The organism is Pseudomonas sp. 14P_8.1_Bac3, from assembly GCF_025466085.1.
Taxonomy (GTDB): domain Bacteria; phylum Pseudomonadota; class Gammaproteobacteria; order Pseudomonadales; family Pseudomonadaceae; genus Aquipseudomonas.
This window is the reverse complement of sequence record NZ_JANLOD010000006.1, coordinates 100,593-115,682: the sequence shown is the minus strand read 5'-3', so window position 1 is coordinate 115,682 and position 15,090 is coordinate 100,593. Positions and strand designations below refer to the sequence as shown.

Below are 15,090 nucleotides of genomic sequence, written 5' to 3'. Positions count from 1 at the left end.
AGTTCTTGTATAGGTTTTATCCTTAATGCCGCAAGGCAACGCGAGATCGGGCCCCTGCATTCGCGCCCTCCATGTCCAGAGTGTGCGGCCCGTCGCCCCCTTTGAGCGCTTCATGACGTTCCCGGGCTCTCACGTATGAATGGGCAACGCCAAGCCGAACAGTACAAAAAAACCGCCACAGACTTTATTGAACCGGCGCCCGGTTCGCGCTAGCCAGGGCCTGACCTGGTGCGCAGCGCTCGCCACCAGATACTCGACGACGAACTCTACGACCGCATAGGTCAGCGCGATGGCCGCTGTCTGCGCGATGATGCTTCTGTGCGGATCCAGGAAGGGGGGAATGAACGCGGTGAATAGCAGCAGTGCCTTGGGGTTTGAAATGGCGGAGACCAGCCCTTGGCGGAACAGCGACCAGGGCCGAAAGCGTGTAGGGCCGGTCATCTCGAGACTGACGGGCGGCGAGCGCCACAGCCCGAAACCCAGCCAGATCAGGTAGAGCCCGCCGCCCACCTTCAACACTGTGAACCCGGTGGCCGAGGCTTGGATCAGTGCGCCCAACCCCAAGGCGCAAAACGACAGCACGATAGCAAAGCCGAGTACGCCGCCGGTGATAGTGAACAGCGTTTTCCGACGCCCATGGATGGCGCCATGGGTCAGCACCAACAACGCATTGGGACCGGGCACCACCGCTATGCCACAACAGGTCATCAGATAGAGCAACCAGGTCTCAAACGGCATGATCAGTCCAGTATTTTGTTGAGTCAGGCCAGCATCTTGCGAGGTGAACGGCTACCATGAAAAGCGCATAATTCTTGTGTTAGCCATTCGATTAACGAATAGAGGAACAGCGATGCCTGCCAGTGATTTGCAGATCGATTGGCTCAAGTGCTTCGTGGCCGTGGTGGATGCCGGGTCGCTATCCGGTGCGGCGCACGAGGTCAACCGATCGCAGTCTGCCGTCAGCATGCAGATGAAGAAACTGGAGACTGCCTTGGGCCGGCAGTTGTTGAATCGCGGCCCGAGGCACCTACAACTGACCGCGGACGGCCAGACGCTGCTGAGTTACGCCCGTCGCATGCTCGCATTGCACGCCGAGACCCAGGCCGCGTTTCACGGTGAAGAGTTGAGCGGACGCATTCGCCTTGGCGTGGCGGAGGACTACGCGGCCCGTTATCTCACGCCGCTCCTGAAGCGTTTTTCGCCGCGCTACGCAGGTGTGGAAATAGAATTGACCTGTGAACAGTCGACTGCGCTTATCCCGCGTGTGCGAAGTGGCGATCTTGATCTTGCGCTGGTGTCCAGGGACTCGCCTCAAAGCGGCACCTATCTGTTCAAGGAGCCGATGGTCTGGGTCGGCTCACCGCAGTTCGAACTCTGGCGGCGAGACCCGGTGCCTATCGCCGTTTACGAAAGTGCGAGCCTGGCTCGGCTTAATGCGGTCGACTCACTGACCAAGCAAGGGCGTCAATTCAAGGTGGTGTACAACAGCTCCAGCCTTGCTGGCCAGATCGCCGCGGTTGAGGGTGGGCTCGCGATTGCCGTGATTACGCAGTGCTGCGTGCCTCCATCGCTTCAGGTGTTGAGTAGCGAGCACGGCTTGGGAAACATCGAACCTATGGACGTTTCGATTCTGCGTAGCCGAGCCTCTCGGGGATCTAAAGCGGTCAACAGCCTTCATGCGTTTATCATCAGTGCGCTAAGACTGCAGGCTTAGCAAAGCGCAGTCCGGTGACATCCTGTCGTTTCCCGAGAGGCGCGATTGGGTCAAACGCTGTCGATGCCCCTGGCGGCAGACGCGGGAACCCGTGCAGGGGCCGTTTCGCGCAAACAGGTGGCGACCAGCAACCCGACCAGGACCGCGCCGAGTGCCAGGTACATCGTGTTTTCGATGCCGTGATGTTGGGCGATATAACCCGCAATGGCCGGCGCTACGCCACCACCAAAAATCTCCCCGATGCCTACCACGAGACCGGTGGCGGTGGAGGTCAGGGCCGCTGGAACGGATTCGCTGGTGAGTGGCCCGACGGTCATGCAGATCATGCTGAAATTGAAAAAGATCGTCAGGAACAGCAGCGCGAACAGTTTCAGCGGTTCGGCACCGGTGCCCATCAGTAGCCATAGAAAGACTCCGGTGGCCACGAACGAGATGAGCACCACCGGTTTGCGGCCGATACGGTCCGACACCGCCGGCATGATCAACTGCCCGAGAAAACCACCAAGGCCGATCGCCGACATCACAAAGCCCATCTGCTGGACCTGCAGGTGCAAATAGTCCATCAGGTAGTTGGGCATCATCACGCTGATGACGAACAGGCACGTGAGCATGCAAAACATGCCGACGATGTTCAGCCACACGTTGCGAAAGCGCAGGGCATCCAGCCAGCCCGGATGTGCGGCGCTGGTGCGGCTTTCGACTTTTTTCGGTGCTACGGCGCGGGTTTCCCGCAGGTGGCGGTACATGGCCAGGGCCAGCAGGAAGCCTGGCAACGACACAATCACGAATACCCAGCGCCAGGACGGCACCACCAGCAGCAACTGCGTGGCGAGAATCGGCGCGAGACCCAAACCCAGAATCGGGAAAAACGCCTGCTGGATGCCGATGTTCATGCCGCGTCGGGCAGGGTGGGAAGACTCCGCCGTGGCCGCCAGTGCCGTCGGCGTGAAGGCGCCTTCGGAGATGCCCATGATCGCGCGAATCAGCATCAGGCCGCCAATGCCGGTTGCCAGTCCGGAAAGCCCGGCGAGCAACGAAAACACCAGCACGGCCGGGATCAGGACTTTGCGCCGTCCGATTCGATCGGACAGCCGTCCCATGAAAATCGAAGAAATGCCCCAGGCCAGGCCCAGGACGGCGGTCACGTTGCCGAGGTCCTGATAGTCCAGGCCGAGGTCTTTCATCATCACCGGAAACAGCGGCAGGATGATGAAACGATCCAGGCCCACCAGGCCGAAGCCCAGGGCCAGCATGGCCACCGCTTTAATCTCGTAGCGAACATCCCACGCGTGCTTTTTGTTGTTCATGGTTGTTACTCGGATGGAGTTGAAAAAGGCAGCACCGGCTGCCGGGGGCTTAGAAATAGATCAGCGCTTCCACCAGGCCGGTCAGTTGCGTGCGATCACGCCCATTGCCGAAAGGGTGATCGTCGGCGTTGCCATCGAACACGTCGTAACGCACTTCGGGGCGCAGCGAGATGTACTTGTTCAGGTCATAACGCAGGCCGGCGGTAACGGCGTTGAAGTTGCCGCGGGCGGTGGAGGCGGGCAGCAGGATGAAACCGTCAGGGTCGGCAAAATGCTCGGCGCGTACCGAGTACGACAGGTCCGGTCGTTGCTGATACGTGAGCACGGCGTTGGCGCCCCACCAATGCGCGCCATCGAAACCGGGACCGTTGATGATGTCGACGGTACTGGCTTTGCCGTCGCCGCCCTGATGGCCGTAGACCACTTCGGCGCCCATCGACCAATTCGAATCGAAGCGGTGCCAGCCGTTGAGCGAGTGCTGCTGTTTGAATTGGCCGTCTGCTGCAACCAGTCGCGACGTCGGCGCCTGCACATCGCTGAAACTGTCGTTCTGCTCATCGCCGAGGATGAATTCATAATCGATCCAGGTCTGCATATCGGCGGTGCGCCAGCGCACGGCGCCCATCAATGACTTGGTGTCGTTGTTGTCCTGCAGGTTGTTCCAGCCCTGGACGACACCCAGTTCGGCACCGAGGATCGACGACTCGCCGTTGTACAGACGCGTGCCGAGCAAGACCCCGGCGACCGTGCCGGGCTCGCTGACGAAAGCGTAGGTCTTGCTGGCGAACGGGTTGCGTGCGGCACGGATGTTCGGCGGAATTTCGTAGCCGAGCGCCGGACCGAAGACGCCGGCCATCGCCGTGATGCCGGGGCCGTAGGGCAGATAGGCGGTTGCTGCGATGTTGGGAATGGCGAGGAACTTCTGTTTGTCACGCTGGGCCTTCGCCAGGTTGTCGTCTCCCGGTGAGTTGACATCCCAATGCATATCCCAGCCTTGCGTACGGGCGAACTGCGCATTGCGGCCGTAGTTCATCTCGAAGGTGAAACCGAAGGACGCTTCGGTCGGCGCGGGGCCGGGCAGGGGAGTAATGCGCGGGATCATGTTGCCCTTGAGCGCCTTGTCGACGAACAGGTGCAAGCCGCCCCATTCAAGGCCTTCATCGGCGAAGCCCACCAGCGGCAGATTGCTCAAGCCATCCTGACGTTCGTCGTGGGTCGAGCGGTTGTTGCGCGAGTAGCCGACGTCAAACAGCCCGGAGACCGTGATCCCGTAGTCTTTTTCCAGGGTGTCGCCGAACAGGCTGCGAAACAGCGTGCCTTCGCCGGTATCAGGGGTTTCTGCAGCGTGAGCGTTGAGCGTTGCGAAGGCGGCCAGAACCGCACCAAGCGTTTTCACTTTGATGGTGTGCATAGTCTGTCTCTTGTTTTTATTGTCAGAGTTCTAAAGGGGAGGGGCGTCCGTGCCCCGGCAGATCGGTGTCAGGCGTGAAAGGCCTCCGTGTCGTGATCGACAGCGTTGTGGCGGGTGTTCTGTTGCAACTGCTGGCGCAGTGAGTCGAGCAGTTTCGGCAGTGCCGACAGCTCGGCCACGCCGCCGTAGCAGTAGTAGTCCGGGCGCACGACCAGGGCCTTGAGCCCGGCCTCGGCCATGAACTGCAAGTACTTGCCGGACACGTCGCGATAGATGCCCTTGGCACTGTCGGCAACGGTGGCCAGCCGCACGACCTTGAGGTCGTACTCGCTGATGAAGGTCAGCAGTTGCGTATCGAGCTGGGCCAGCGGGTCTTCATCGCCGCTGACGAGCAAATGGAAGCCACGGCCGATGACATCGTCGTAGCGCCCGACCTTGCCGCCGATTTCAATCGAGCCGTGAACCCCGAGAATGCCGCGCAATTGACCTTCCTCTTGCAAAAGTCCATCGGTCAGACCGGGGAACGGTGGAAGCGGCGCCACGTTGCCGCTCAGATACGCCGCGTCACGTTCGGCGGCTTTCACCGGGTCCGATACGCAGACCACTTTGCCCATGGCCATGGACGCTTCGATCACCGCACGGATCTGCGGTTTGCGCTCCAGTGTGTAGCTGTCCAGCAGGCTGTCGTCGGCCAGGCCGCGCAGCAGCAAGTCGAGACGCCATGACAGATTCCATGCATCGCGGATTCCCGAGCACATACCCTGGCCCATGAACGGTGGCATGACGTGGGCGGCGTCGCCGGCCAGCAGCACCCGGCCGCTGTGCCAGTTCGATGCGATGCGTGAACGGAACTGATAGACCGCATGGCGCACGAGATCGGCGGTGTCCGGCGTGACCCAACGCGAGAGCAGCGACCAGACTTTGTGGGTGTCTTGCAGTTCTTCGAGGGTCTCGTGCGGCAGGCGCATGAACTCCCAGCGACGATAACCAGGACCGCCGGGCACCATGGTGGTCGGGCGCTCGGGATTGCACCATTGGCCGATGTCCGGCACGTCCAGTTGCACCCCCGGTTTTGGCTGCAGGTCGACCACAAGCCAGTCTTCCTGGAAGCCCAGGTCTTGCCATTCAATGCCGAGCGACTGGCGCACGAAGCTGTTGGCGCCGTCGGCACCGATCACGTAACGAGCGCGGACGCTTTGCTGCTCTTCGCCGAGCGAGAATTTGCCGTCCTGGCGAATCACCCGATTGAGCACCATGTCGCAGCCTTTGGCGTCTTGCTTGAGCGCAGTGGCTTCCCAGCCCTGATGAACCTGCACGGTGCCGATGCTCTTGGCCTTGCGGTCCAGTGCGGCTTCCAGCGATGGCTGGTTGAACAGGTAGCCGAATGGCCCGTCGCTGATGGACTCGGCTGACCAGTCGATTTCCACCAACACTTTCCAGTCAGCGTTGAACCACTGATACCGAGCCGACGGCTGGGATATGTTTGCCAGCTCTTCGCCGAGCCCCATGGAAAGAAAAATGCGGCGGATTTCATGATCGTAAAACACTGCGCGCGGCAGGGGATAAAGCGCGGGCCAGCGCTCGAATACGGCGACCGAATAACCCATCTGACCCAACAGAATGGCCAGGGTCTGGCCGACAGGGCCGTAACCGGCGATGGCGACATCGACTGTAGTGTGCTGATTCATGACTGTGCCTCGTGTACTGCGCAATGATTTCCGGACATGGCCGGGCCCGTCGCGCGTTTCAGTGGAATCGCGCGATGCAGGAAGTCAGGTTGGTTAGCGGTGACTCAGGCCGGTGCCGGAGTATCGGCTTCAGTATTGAAAACGAAGTTGTCCGGCACGTCCGGCCCCCAGAGGTACAGGGAGTTTTCCGGCGGGAAATCGCCGGCGGGCCATTCGACGCCTGGGTCGATGTAGTCGATGTCTGCCGAGTATTCGCAGAACGAGCCCCACGGGTCCTGCACATAATGGAAGTAGTTCGAGCCCAGGCAATGACGACCGGTGCCCCAGCCTTTTGCGTGACCGGCAGCGGCCATCTGTGCGGCGCCGGCGCCAACTTCATTGATGTTGCCTACTTCCCACGCCGCGTGGTGCCAGCCTTTGGCGCTGCTTTTGGCGAAGGCCACCAGGTGATGATCACAGCCGTGCGGCGCGTGAGTGAAAGCAATGATGTCCAGCGACTTGTCGGAAAGCTTCAGGCCCAGCGCTTGGTCGTAGAAGTGCAGGGCACCGATGACGTCCGGGGTAAACAGCAGGACATGGGACAGACGGCGCGGGCGAATCCGGGCCTGGTCATCGCGGGTGGTTGCGCCACGATTATTGGCGGGTGTGCTGCTGCCGAGGTGGGCGGCCTTCTGGTCGGGCATGGTTTTTTCGCCGACCTTGACCTGCAACAGATTGCCATCCGGGTCGCGGAACCAGATGCCGGCGCCGGGATGATCTTCAAAACGCCCACCCGCCGTTTCGATCTGCTGGCACAGCGCGGTGAAATCCTGTTCGTAGCAGTTGAAGCTCAGGTACGCCATGGATTTTGCGGCGGCGGGGAGGATTTTAGCCCACACGTGCCCGTCGGCGGCCCGCAACAGGAGTTGATCCACTTGACGCTCCACATCGAGGCCGAAGCTTTCAAAAAATTGGCAGGCTTCGTCGAGCGACGGAACGTTCAGCGCGTAGTGATCGATTGAATGCACACCATGGGACACGCTCATGATTGCCTCCATTTTTAATTATTGTAGTTGTTGCGCGCAGGGCTCCAGGATGGCCCTGCGCGAGATAGCAAGGGTTGCTGTCAGGCTTCGTCGACCACCGGGTTGACCAGTTTGCCGATGCCCTCGATGGACACTTCTACGACATCGCCAGCCTTGAGGTACACCTTTGGATTCATGCCAAAACCAACGCCGGCCGGGGTTCCGCTGACAATCACGTCGCCCGCTTCCAGTGTCACCGCTTCACTGAGCGTCGAGATGATGGTGGCTACGTCGAACAGCATGTCGTTGGTGTTGGCCGATTGTACAACCTTGCCGTTGACCCGGGTCTCTAGCAGCAAGCCCTTGCCGCCTGCCGGTAATTCGTCGGCGGTCACCAGGATCGGGCCGAACGCGCCGGTGTCATCGAAGTTTTTACCCACGGTCCACTGCGGCGAGATGAACTGGTAGTCACGCACCGAGCCTTCATTGAACAACGCGTAACCGGCGACATGACTGAGCGCATCTTCCTTGCGAATGTGACGACCGCCGCTTTTGAGCACTACGGCCATCTCGCCTTCGTAATCGAGCGTGTCGGAAACGCGTGGACGAACCAGCGGTTTGTTGTGAGCCGTCAGGCTGGAGTTCCAGCGCGGGAACAGGGTCGGGTAAGTGGGTTGGGCGTAAGGGGATTCTTTGGTGTGGTCGGCATAGTTAAGACCCACGCAAACGATTTTGGTCGGTCTCGCCATCAATGGCAGATAAGCGTCTTCAGCGATCTCGACCAGCGCGCCGTTGGCTTCAGCACCGTGAGTGGTCAGGTCGACGCCGCGGGCCAGGAGTGACTCGAGCGATTCGGCCCCCAGTACACGCACACCTTCGGTGGTGACGACACCCAGGACAGGTTGACCTTGATTGAGGAATCGGACGTAGCGCATGACGGTTTCTCTTGTTGGATTGAAAAGGCCGGGAGGAATGGCAGCCGACCGCGTAGTCATAAAGCTAGAACCAAAAAAATATACCGTCAACAAAAAATATATATTTTCATCAATGTGAGAAATTTTATGGGTTGTGTATGATTCGTGCTGACACAACGTAAAGGAGTCGACCGTGAATTCCCCCCTGATCAACTGGCAAACTCCGGCACCCGCTGAAAAGCGCACCATGGCCTCGCAACTCGAAGCCAGGATTCGTCAGGACATCATCAATGGCCAGTTGGCCCCCGGCAGCCGTCTACGCCTCAAGGAATTAGCCGACGCGTACGAAGTCGGAGTGATTCCGTTACGTGAAGCCTTGTCGCGCCTGGCGAGCAGCGGCTTCGTTTCGGCGGCGGACCAGAAGGGTTTCAGTGTTGGCCGAATTTCAGCAGCGGAAATCGCCGACATCACCGCTGTGCGTTTGCATGTCGAGTGCAAAGCGCTGGCGGATTCGATACGTCAGGGTGACGTGGAATGGGAGAGTCGCGTGCTGGCGGCTCATCACCGGCTTGATCGCCTGGCCATCGTCGAAGGCCCGGAGCGCCTGCTCAAGCCGGAATGGGAAAATGCCCATGAACTGTTCCATCAGGCGCTGATTTCCAGCTGTAATTCGCCCACATTGCTGCGCTTGTGTACGTCTCTGCGGGACCAGACGGCGCGTTATCGTTTCCTGTCGATGCACTATGCCGACAGCACTGAACGTGACGTGCCCAACGAACATCGCCAGTTGACGGACGCTGCGCTGGCCAAAGACATCGATAAGGCTTGCGAGTTGCTGTCCGGGCACTATCAGACCACGACTGACTCGGTGTTGAAGCACGCGCTGCTGGGATAACGGTGTCGTCCATCGTTCAGTCTGCGTTGCGGCGTCTGTCGGAGCGCGACTGAGCCTGTATCGCGAGAGATGGTCTGCAGGGTGGCGGACGCTTTGACGGCGACCTGCCGTTCGTCGACCGCGCATTGAAAACAGGTCAAAACGACATCGCTGTCGCTTTGTTTACCGAAGATGCTGAAAAGCCGATCGCCCCAACTTCGACACGCATCCCACCGATCTCGATGACAGTGTCGCCATAAAAATGTAGGCCTTCTCCCCGCGGATTTTTGACTTAAACGTTGACGATCAACTCATCGCGGCTGCCCGCTGTTTTTCGATCATCGCACTCCGCCCATCCTTTCTCTTGCCATTTATCTCAACTGCTGTTGATATAAATTGCTTGTGGACGTAGGCTCGTGAAAAAGGCGAATCCGTCGCGTCATCGACCCACAGCTCCAAGCGCGCGTGCAATTACAATAATAAGGACACAAGAGATGAAACGTTGGTCAGTACTTGTTGGATGTTTTCTCGGTATGAGCATCGCGTCGCCGGCCATTCTGCTGATTCCGTTGGGCCTGTTCATGAAGGCGGTGACAGCCGAGTTCGCTTGGTCGCGTACCGATTTTGCGATCATCATTTCCGTCGCGTCCATCTGCAACGCGCTGGTGATGCCACTGGCTGGCATCCTCGTTGACCGCTTTGGCGCGCGCCGTGTCGCGCTGGTCGGCACGGTGCTCGGATGCGGCAGCTACATGTGCCTGTCGCTCATTCACTCATTTCCCGCGTTTGTTGCGATCACGGCGCTGAGTGTGGCGTTCGGCAATCTGGCGAGTTACCCGGCCTTCCTGTTTTTGACCCAGCGCTGGTTCGATAAACATTTGGGACTGGCCTTTGCGATTACTTCGTCGGGCCTTGCGGTCGGTACCGGCGCGTTCTCCTATCTGATTTCGCAAAACATCGCATTGAACGGCTGGCGCGAGGCGTTTTTGGTGGCCGGGGTAACGGCTCTGGCGATTGGTCTGGTCAATCTCGCGCTGTTTGTGCGTGACAACAACGGGCCGATTCCGGAAGCCGAGCGCCGCACGGAAAAAAGCCAGCTTGAGGTGGTCGGTTTGACCTTGCGGGAGGCCGTGGCAACCCGTGATTTCTGGCTGTATTCGCTGGCGTTTGTACTGGTGCTGTTTGGCGTGGTGGGTGCCAGCGTTCATCTGCCGGCGATGCTCTCGGATTGGGGCGCGTCCGCCAATCAAATTGCCGGCATCGTTGCGGCGGGTTCTGCCGGGTCGCTGTTCGGGCGACTGTTCGGCGGCGCGTTGCTCGATCATCTGCACACCCGCACCGTGGCCGGAATTTTCCTCACCTGTCAGCTGGTTGGCTTTCTGATGCTGCTCGACGGGCTCAACTGGGCGCTGGCGGCGAGCTTCCTGATTGGCGCGACCCAGGGCGCCGAGATCGACATTCTCGGTTATCTGATTTCCCGCCGATTTGGCAAATTGGCGTATGCGCGGATCTTTGGCAGTGCCTTTTCGGTGACCCTGCTGGGCGCCATTATCGGCCCGTTCGTGCTGGGGATGGTGTTCGATAAAAGCGGCTCGTACCGCACAGGGTTGATGCTGTTTCCGATACTCCCGGTCGCGGCGTTTGGTTTGTTATGCCTGTCTGCCAAGTCGCCGAATCAGCCACAGCGTGTGATCGCACCTGAAGCCACCTAGCAAAACCGAACAATACGGCCACCGTGCGTGCCTGCGCCGGGGCCGGCTATAACGTTAATGACCACCAAAAATAAAAATAAAAGGAAACTGTATGCGGCCCCATCCCAACGGGACGAACCGAATCCGTAAGCACGCGCCTGAATTTATCCGCGTGACGCTGGCGGCAGTTTTGGCCATCTGGGCGGCTCACTCGCTGAATGCTCGTGCTGAAACAACGCCAACGCCGCAAAACATCGTTGGCCAGGTTGCCCCGGAATTGAAGCAGTCGGCACAAGGGCTTGATCAGGCGGCTACGAAAAAGGCCCTGCCCGACAGCCAGCTGCTGGGTCATATCATCGAACGTAAAAAACAGTTTGCGAAGATCGATGCACTGGTTGAGCACGGCCAACTGACTGAACTGCCGCCACCGTCGGAAAGTATCCTGGGTGACACGGGTGGTTTTCGCAGTGATCTGGCTGATCACGGGATCGGTTTCAACATGCTGAACATGACCACCTTTGCCAATAACTACCTCGATCACGACCGCCACAAACCGCAAGCCTATAGCGGTGAGCGCCCGACATACTCGTCAAATCTGCTGCTCGGATTTACCTACGATCTGGGGCGGGTCGGTCTCGACAATGGGCAGTTCATCTTCGGGGTAGGCAGTTACTACTCCAGCTGGGATGAAGTGAACCCGTCATCGAAGTTCAGCTATACGCGCATCGCGTACTACCAGAGCCTGTGGGATAAAACCGTCGAATTCAAAATCGGTGTGCTGCCCAACGACCTGGAGTTCATCGGCCCGTTTACCGGCGGCACCTTGGTGGGCGGTACTCAGGGCCTGCAAGCGGTTATTCCGTTTCAAGTGGGCTTGAGCCACGCGCCAGTATCCAGCCCGGCGGCCAACGTGACGTTGAATTTCGGCAACTTCTATAACAAGTTCGGCGTTCAACGCAGTATCAGCCCCGACGGCATGGGGCCGGAAATTGACCGCCATTTGGGCGAACTCGATCTGCACGTCGATCACGCTGGCGCGCTGTACATCGATGAGCTCGGCTACAAGCGCGCCTCTGCGCCAGGCACCCCATATGCATGGTTGCGTGCCGGGTACATTCACAACACCTCGGAATACACCCAGTTCCTCAGCAACGAGCGCAGTGATGACAACTACGCCGGCTACGTGCTGGGCGACTACCAGTTTTATCAATTCGACAGCGCCATCGCCTCTCGTGGCCTGTACGCCGGTTTTACCTGGATGACCGCGCCTGAAGATCGCAACCTGTTTGACCTTTATTACGGCTTCCGTGTGTTTGCCAAAGGCCCGTTGGACTCGCGTCCTTTCGACATGGTGATGCTGGAATACGGCTACACCAGCTACAGCGATGACGCCAACAAAAAACTCGATACGTTCCATGTGTCCAATGCCGACGACTCGAAATCGACAACGCTCGCTTACAACATGCGCGTTGCCGCCGGCACGTATGTTCGCGCGGGACTGAGCTACGTCGAACACCCGGCGTTCAGTCCGGACGTCAAAGACGCCCTCAACCTGCAAGCCAGTTTCACGCTGTTTTTCTGAACCTCGATGTATCAAGGATCAATAGGGCCCTGGTTTTTATCGGCGACAGACAAGAGAGACTCTCCATGAGTGATACGCAGAAAATCTACACACCTTCCACGCCACTGCCTCCCGCCCGAACCGGCCTGCTGACCGCGTTTGAGCCGCGCATCCGCACCCTGGAAAAGGGCTTTCAGATCGCCCCGCAGTTTCGCCCGATCCCCGTCGACATCGTGTTCGAGAAGGACGTTGCGGTGAAGTTGCGCGATGGCGTGACGATTTACGTCGACGTGTTCCGCCCGGCCGGTAGCGACAAGGTGCCGGTGATCATTGCGTGGAGTCCTTATGGCAAAGGGCAGGGCACTTCCGCGAGTGTAATGGGCGTGTTTGGCCTGGTCGGCTTGAACAACAACGTGGTGTCCGGGCTCGCCAAGTTCGAAGCGCCGGATCCCGCGTACTGGTGCGCCAACGGTTACGCGATCTGCAACCCTGACATTCGCGGCTGCGTTGATTCCGAAGGCAACAGCGTGCTTTGGGATCGTCAGGACGGCCGCGATTGCCACGACCTGATTAACTGGCTCGCGGAGCAGTCATGGTGCAGCGGCAATGTCGGTATGAGCGGCACTTCGTACCTGGCCGTTTCGCAATGGTTTACCGCTGCCGAGCAGCCTGCTGCACTGAAAGCCATTAACCCGTGGGAAGGCGTCAGCGACGTGTACCGCGACCTGGTGTTGCGCGGCGGCATGCCGGACCTCGCCTTCGCCGGTCTGTTGCAGAACGGCAGCTTCTTCGGCAAGAACCAGAAAGAAGACATCCTCGCTGAAGCCGCACGCTACCCGCTGATGAACGAGCTGTGGGAGAACAAAATCCCCGACTTCTCGCGCATCAATGTGCCGGCGTACATCGTCGCCAGCTATTCAAATACCCTGCACACCGCCGGCACCTTCCGCGCCTGGCGGCGAATCGCTTCGCAGGACAAATGGCTGCGTATCCACAACACTCAAGAGTGGCCGGATTACTACGACGAAGCGAACGTCGACGACCTGCGTCGTTTCTTCGACCGTTACCTCAAAGGCCAGGCCAACGACTGGGAATCCACCCCGCGCGTGCGCTATGCCGTGCACGACTTCCAAGGCGGCGATCAGGTCAACGTCGCCGCTGAAGCGTTCCCGCCGCAAGGGGCGGTATCAACCAGGTTCTACCTCGACGGTCGCTCCCGCACGCTGGCCCCCGAAGCACCGGCGGCCGATGTCGCGGTCTCCTATGGCGTCGCCAACAATCCGAATGCGGTCTCGTTCATTACCCGTTTTGATCAGGCGACCGAGCTGGTCGGTTATCCCAAAGCGCACCTTTGGGTCGAAGCCAAAGGCGCCGACGACATGGACTTGTTTGTGCTGGTGCAGAAACTCGATGCCTACGGCACGCCGCTACAGCAGTTCACCACGCCTAACCACAGCGCGATGATTCACGACCTCACCGATCACGGCGCGACCATCCTTCGCTACAAAGGCTCGGACGGCCGCTTGCGTGTCTCGGCGCGGCATCTGGATAAAAAGCTTTCAACTGAGGACGTACCGGCCCACAGCTTTGACCGCGTGGAAAAACTCTCACCGGGCGAGATCGTCGATGTCGAGATCGACCTGTTGCCGCTCGGCATCAAGTTCTACCCCGGCGAACAGCTGCGCTTCGTCATCAGCTCGCGCAACCTGATGGGCACGATGATGCCCGGCATTGCCGAATACACCGGCGCCAACAGCGGCGAACACGTGATTCACACCGGCGGCGAACACGCCTCCTACCTGCAACTCCCCGTCAAACTCAGCTGATCCTGGTATGCGCCGTGCTCCTCAAAGGGCAGGGCGCACTTCACCTGTGGCGTTGAAAACTCTCTATCGATCGCGCCATGGATTCCTTTCAGGAGATAAATCCATTGATCCTTATCACCTCGGCCAACGGTAACCAAGGCAAACGGCTGGTGCCCAAACTACTCGCGTCCGGCCATCAACTACGGGCTTGCGTCAGAACCGAATCCTCCGCCGAGCAACTGCGCAAGCTCGATGTGCAACAGGTTCTGGTTGGCGATCTTGCCGATCCGGCGTTTATTGCCCAGGCCATGAAGGGCGTCAAAAGCGTCTATCACATTGGCCCGACGCTGCATCACGACGAGCGCGTAATAGGTTTCGCCATGATCGATGCAGCCAAAAAAGAAGGCGTCGGCCACTTTGTGTTCAGCTCGGTGCTACACGCCATCGCCAGCGACTTGATCCAGCACCAGATCAAGCGCGACATTGAAGAACACCTGCTGTGCTCCGGACTCGAATACACCATTCTGCAACCCGCCAACTACATGCTGCCTACACGATTGAAAGCCGTGTTCGAGGAAGGCGTGTTCCGCTTGGCATGGTCACTGGACAGACGCCAGTCGATGGTCGACCTGGAAGACTTTACCGACGTGGTTGCGTTGGTGCTGTCTGAGCGCGAGCGTCACGGCGGGGCCACCTACGAGCTGGTCGGCCCCGGACGGTTTACTGCGCACGAAATAGGCGCCGTTGCTTCGCAAGTGGTGGGTCACGAGATCAAGGTCGAACGCTTCGACGTCGAGGTGTTTGTCCGCGAACGTTTCGGCAATCTGGAGCCCGAAGCGCTTCAGCATATGTTGCGGATGAACCTCGCGATAGCCACGCATTACAGCAACCATGACTTTGTCGGTAACGCCAACGTGTTGTCCTTTCTGTTGGGCCGTGCGCCGACCACGTTCGAAGCATTTGTCCGCAGGGAATACGCGAGTTTCAAGGAAGGTCTGAAAACGCTTTCTGATTGAAGCTCACGGCGTATTTCTGTCCCTGAGCCGCGCGTGCAATGCGGCGGCTCACGCGCAAACTCAACCCTATTAGCGTTTCAACTGACGCCCATCTTTATTGGCCAT

Annotated in this window: 12 protein-coding genes; 6 read left to right on the top strand and 6 right to left on the bottom strand. The window is 59.2% G+C overall.

Annotated features, from left to right (window positions below):
- Positions 1 to 129 precede the first annotated feature (129 nt).
- Entirely contained in the window at positions 130 to 738 is a 609-nt protein-coding gene (locus tag NTD84_RS01725; RefSeq protein WP_262163048.1) for a LysE family translocator, read from the bottom strand.
- A 112-nt stretch (positions 739 to 850) separates the two neighbouring features.
- On the opposite strand from NTD84_RS01725, the gene NTD84_RS01720 reads away from it, so the two are divergent.
- Positions 851 to 1,714, top strand: coding sequence for a LysR family transcriptional regulator (locus NTD84_RS01720; RefSeq protein WP_262163045.1), 864 nt, complete (start codon positions 851 to 853; stop codon positions 1,712 to 1,714).
- 50 nt (positions 1,715 to 1,764) lie between these two features.
- Here NTD84_RS01720 and NTD84_RS01715 read toward each other — a convergent pair whose 3' ends face one another.
- The 5 genes from NTD84_RS01715 to NTD84_RS01695 form a co-directional block, all read right to left on the bottom strand.
- On the bottom strand, positions 1,765 to 3,021 hold the full coding sequence (locus tag NTD84_RS01715) for an MFS transporter (protein ID WP_262163044.1): 1,257 nt from the start codon (positions 3,019 to 3,021) through the stop codon (positions 1,765 to 1,767).
- Positions 3,022 to 3,070: 49 nt separating this feature from the next.
- Positions 3,071 to 4,432, bottom strand: coding sequence for a porin (locus tag NTD84_RS01710; RefSeq protein WP_262163043.1), 1,362 nt, complete (start codon positions 4,430 to 4,432; stop codon positions 3,071 to 3,073).
- Positions 4,433 to 4,500: 68 nt separating this feature from the next.
- The gene (locus NTD84_RS01705) at positions 4,501 to 6,120 is read right to left on the bottom strand and encodes a bifunctional 3-(3-hydroxy-phenyl)propionate/3-hydroxycinnamic acid hydroxylase (protein ID WP_262163042.1); all 1,620 of its coding nucleotides are present in this window, start codon (positions 6,118 to 6,120) and stop codon (positions 4,501 to 4,503) included.
- A gap of 104 nt (positions 6,121 to 6,224) precedes the next feature.
- Positions 6,225 to 7,145 carry a VOC family protein gene (locus tag NTD84_RS01700; protein WP_262163041.1) on the bottom strand — a complete coding sequence of 307 codons (921 nt, stop codon included), beginning with the start codon at positions 7,143 to 7,145 and terminating at the stop codon, positions 6,225 to 6,227.
- A gap of 80 nt (positions 7,146 to 7,225) precedes the next feature.
- Positions 7,226 to 8,059, bottom strand: a complete 834-nt coding sequence (locus tag NTD84_RS01695) for a fumarylacetoacetate hydrolase family protein (RefSeq protein ID WP_262163039.1) — start codon at positions 8,057 to 8,059, stop codon at positions 7,226 to 7,228.
- Positions 8,060 to 8,231: 172 nt separating this feature from the next.
- On the opposite strand from NTD84_RS01695, the gene NTD84_RS01690 reads away from it, so the two are divergent.
- From NTD84_RS01690 to NTD84_RS01670, 5 genes are all read left to right on the top strand, one after another.
- A complete protein-coding gene (locus NTD84_RS01690) occupies positions 8,232 to 8,933 on the top strand; it encodes a GntR family transcriptional regulator (protein WP_262163037.1) in 702 nt (233 codons plus the stop codon).
- A 512-nt stretch (positions 8,934 to 9,445) separates the two neighbouring features.
- On the top strand, positions 9,446 to 10,624 hold the full coding sequence (locus NTD84_RS01685; protein WP_410017321.1) for an MFS transporter: 1,179 nt from the start codon (positions 9,446 to 9,448) through the stop codon (positions 10,622 to 10,624).
- Between the two features lie 91 nt (positions 10,625 to 10,715).
- Positions 10,716 to 12,185, top strand: coding sequence for a carbohydrate porin (locus NTD84_RS01680; RefSeq protein WP_262163035.1), 1,470 nt, complete (start codon positions 10,716 to 10,718; stop codon positions 12,183 to 12,185).
- Positions 12,186 to 12,250: 65 nt separating this feature from the next.
- A complete protein-coding gene (locus tag NTD84_RS01675) occupies positions 12,251 to 13,990 on the top strand; it encodes a CocE/NonD family hydrolase (RefSeq protein ID WP_262163034.1) in 1,740 nt (579 codons plus the stop codon).
- Between the two features lie 104 nt (positions 13,991 to 14,094).
- Positions 14,095 to 14,985: an SDR family oxidoreductase gene (locus NTD84_RS01670; RefSeq protein ID WP_262163032.1), complete on the top strand. Its 891-nt coding sequence runs from the start codon at positions 14,095 to 14,097 to the stop codon at positions 14,983 to 14,985.
- The last annotated feature ends 105 nt before the right edge of the window (positions 14,986 to 15,090 follow it).

Coding starts and splice junctions, on each gene's coding strand:
- NTD84_RS01695 (WP_262163039.1), bottom strand. CDS start 8,059: ATGCGCTACGTCCGATTCCTCAATCAAGGTCAACCTGTCCTGGGTGTC.
- NTD84_RS01715 (WP_262163044.1), bottom strand. CDS start 3,021: ATGAACAACAAAAAGCACGCGTGGGATGTTCGCTACGAGATTAAAGCG.
- NTD84_RS01725 (WP_262163048.1), bottom strand. CDS start 738: ATGCCGTTTGAGACCTGGTTGCTCTATCTGATGACCTGTTGTGGCATA.
- NTD84_RS01720 (WP_262163045.1), top strand. CDS start 851: ATGCCTGCCAGTGATTTGCAGATCGATTGGCTCAAGTGCTTCGTGGCC.
- NTD84_RS01675 (WP_262163034.1), top strand. CDS start 12,251: ATGAGTGATACGCAGAAAATCTACACACCTTCCACGCCACTGCCTCCC.
- NTD84_RS01710 (WP_262163043.1), bottom strand. CDS start 4,432: ATGCACACCATCAAAGTGAAAACGCTTGGTGCGGTTCTGGCCGCCTTC.
- NTD84_RS01700 (WP_262163041.1), bottom strand. CDS start 7,145: ATGAGCGTGTCCCATGGTGTGCATTCAATCGATCACTACGCGCTGAAC.
- NTD84_RS01705 (WP_262163042.1), bottom strand. CDS start 6,120: ATGAATCAGCACACTACAGTCGATGTCGCCATCGCCGGTTACGGCCCT.
- NTD84_RS01685 (WP_410017321.1), top strand. CDS start 9,446: ATGAGCATCGCGTCGCCGGCCATTCTGCTGATTCCGTTGGGCCTGTTC.
- NTD84_RS01680 (WP_262163035.1), top strand. CDS start 10,716: ATGCGGCCCCATCCCAACGGGACGAACCGAATCCGTAAGCACGCGCCT.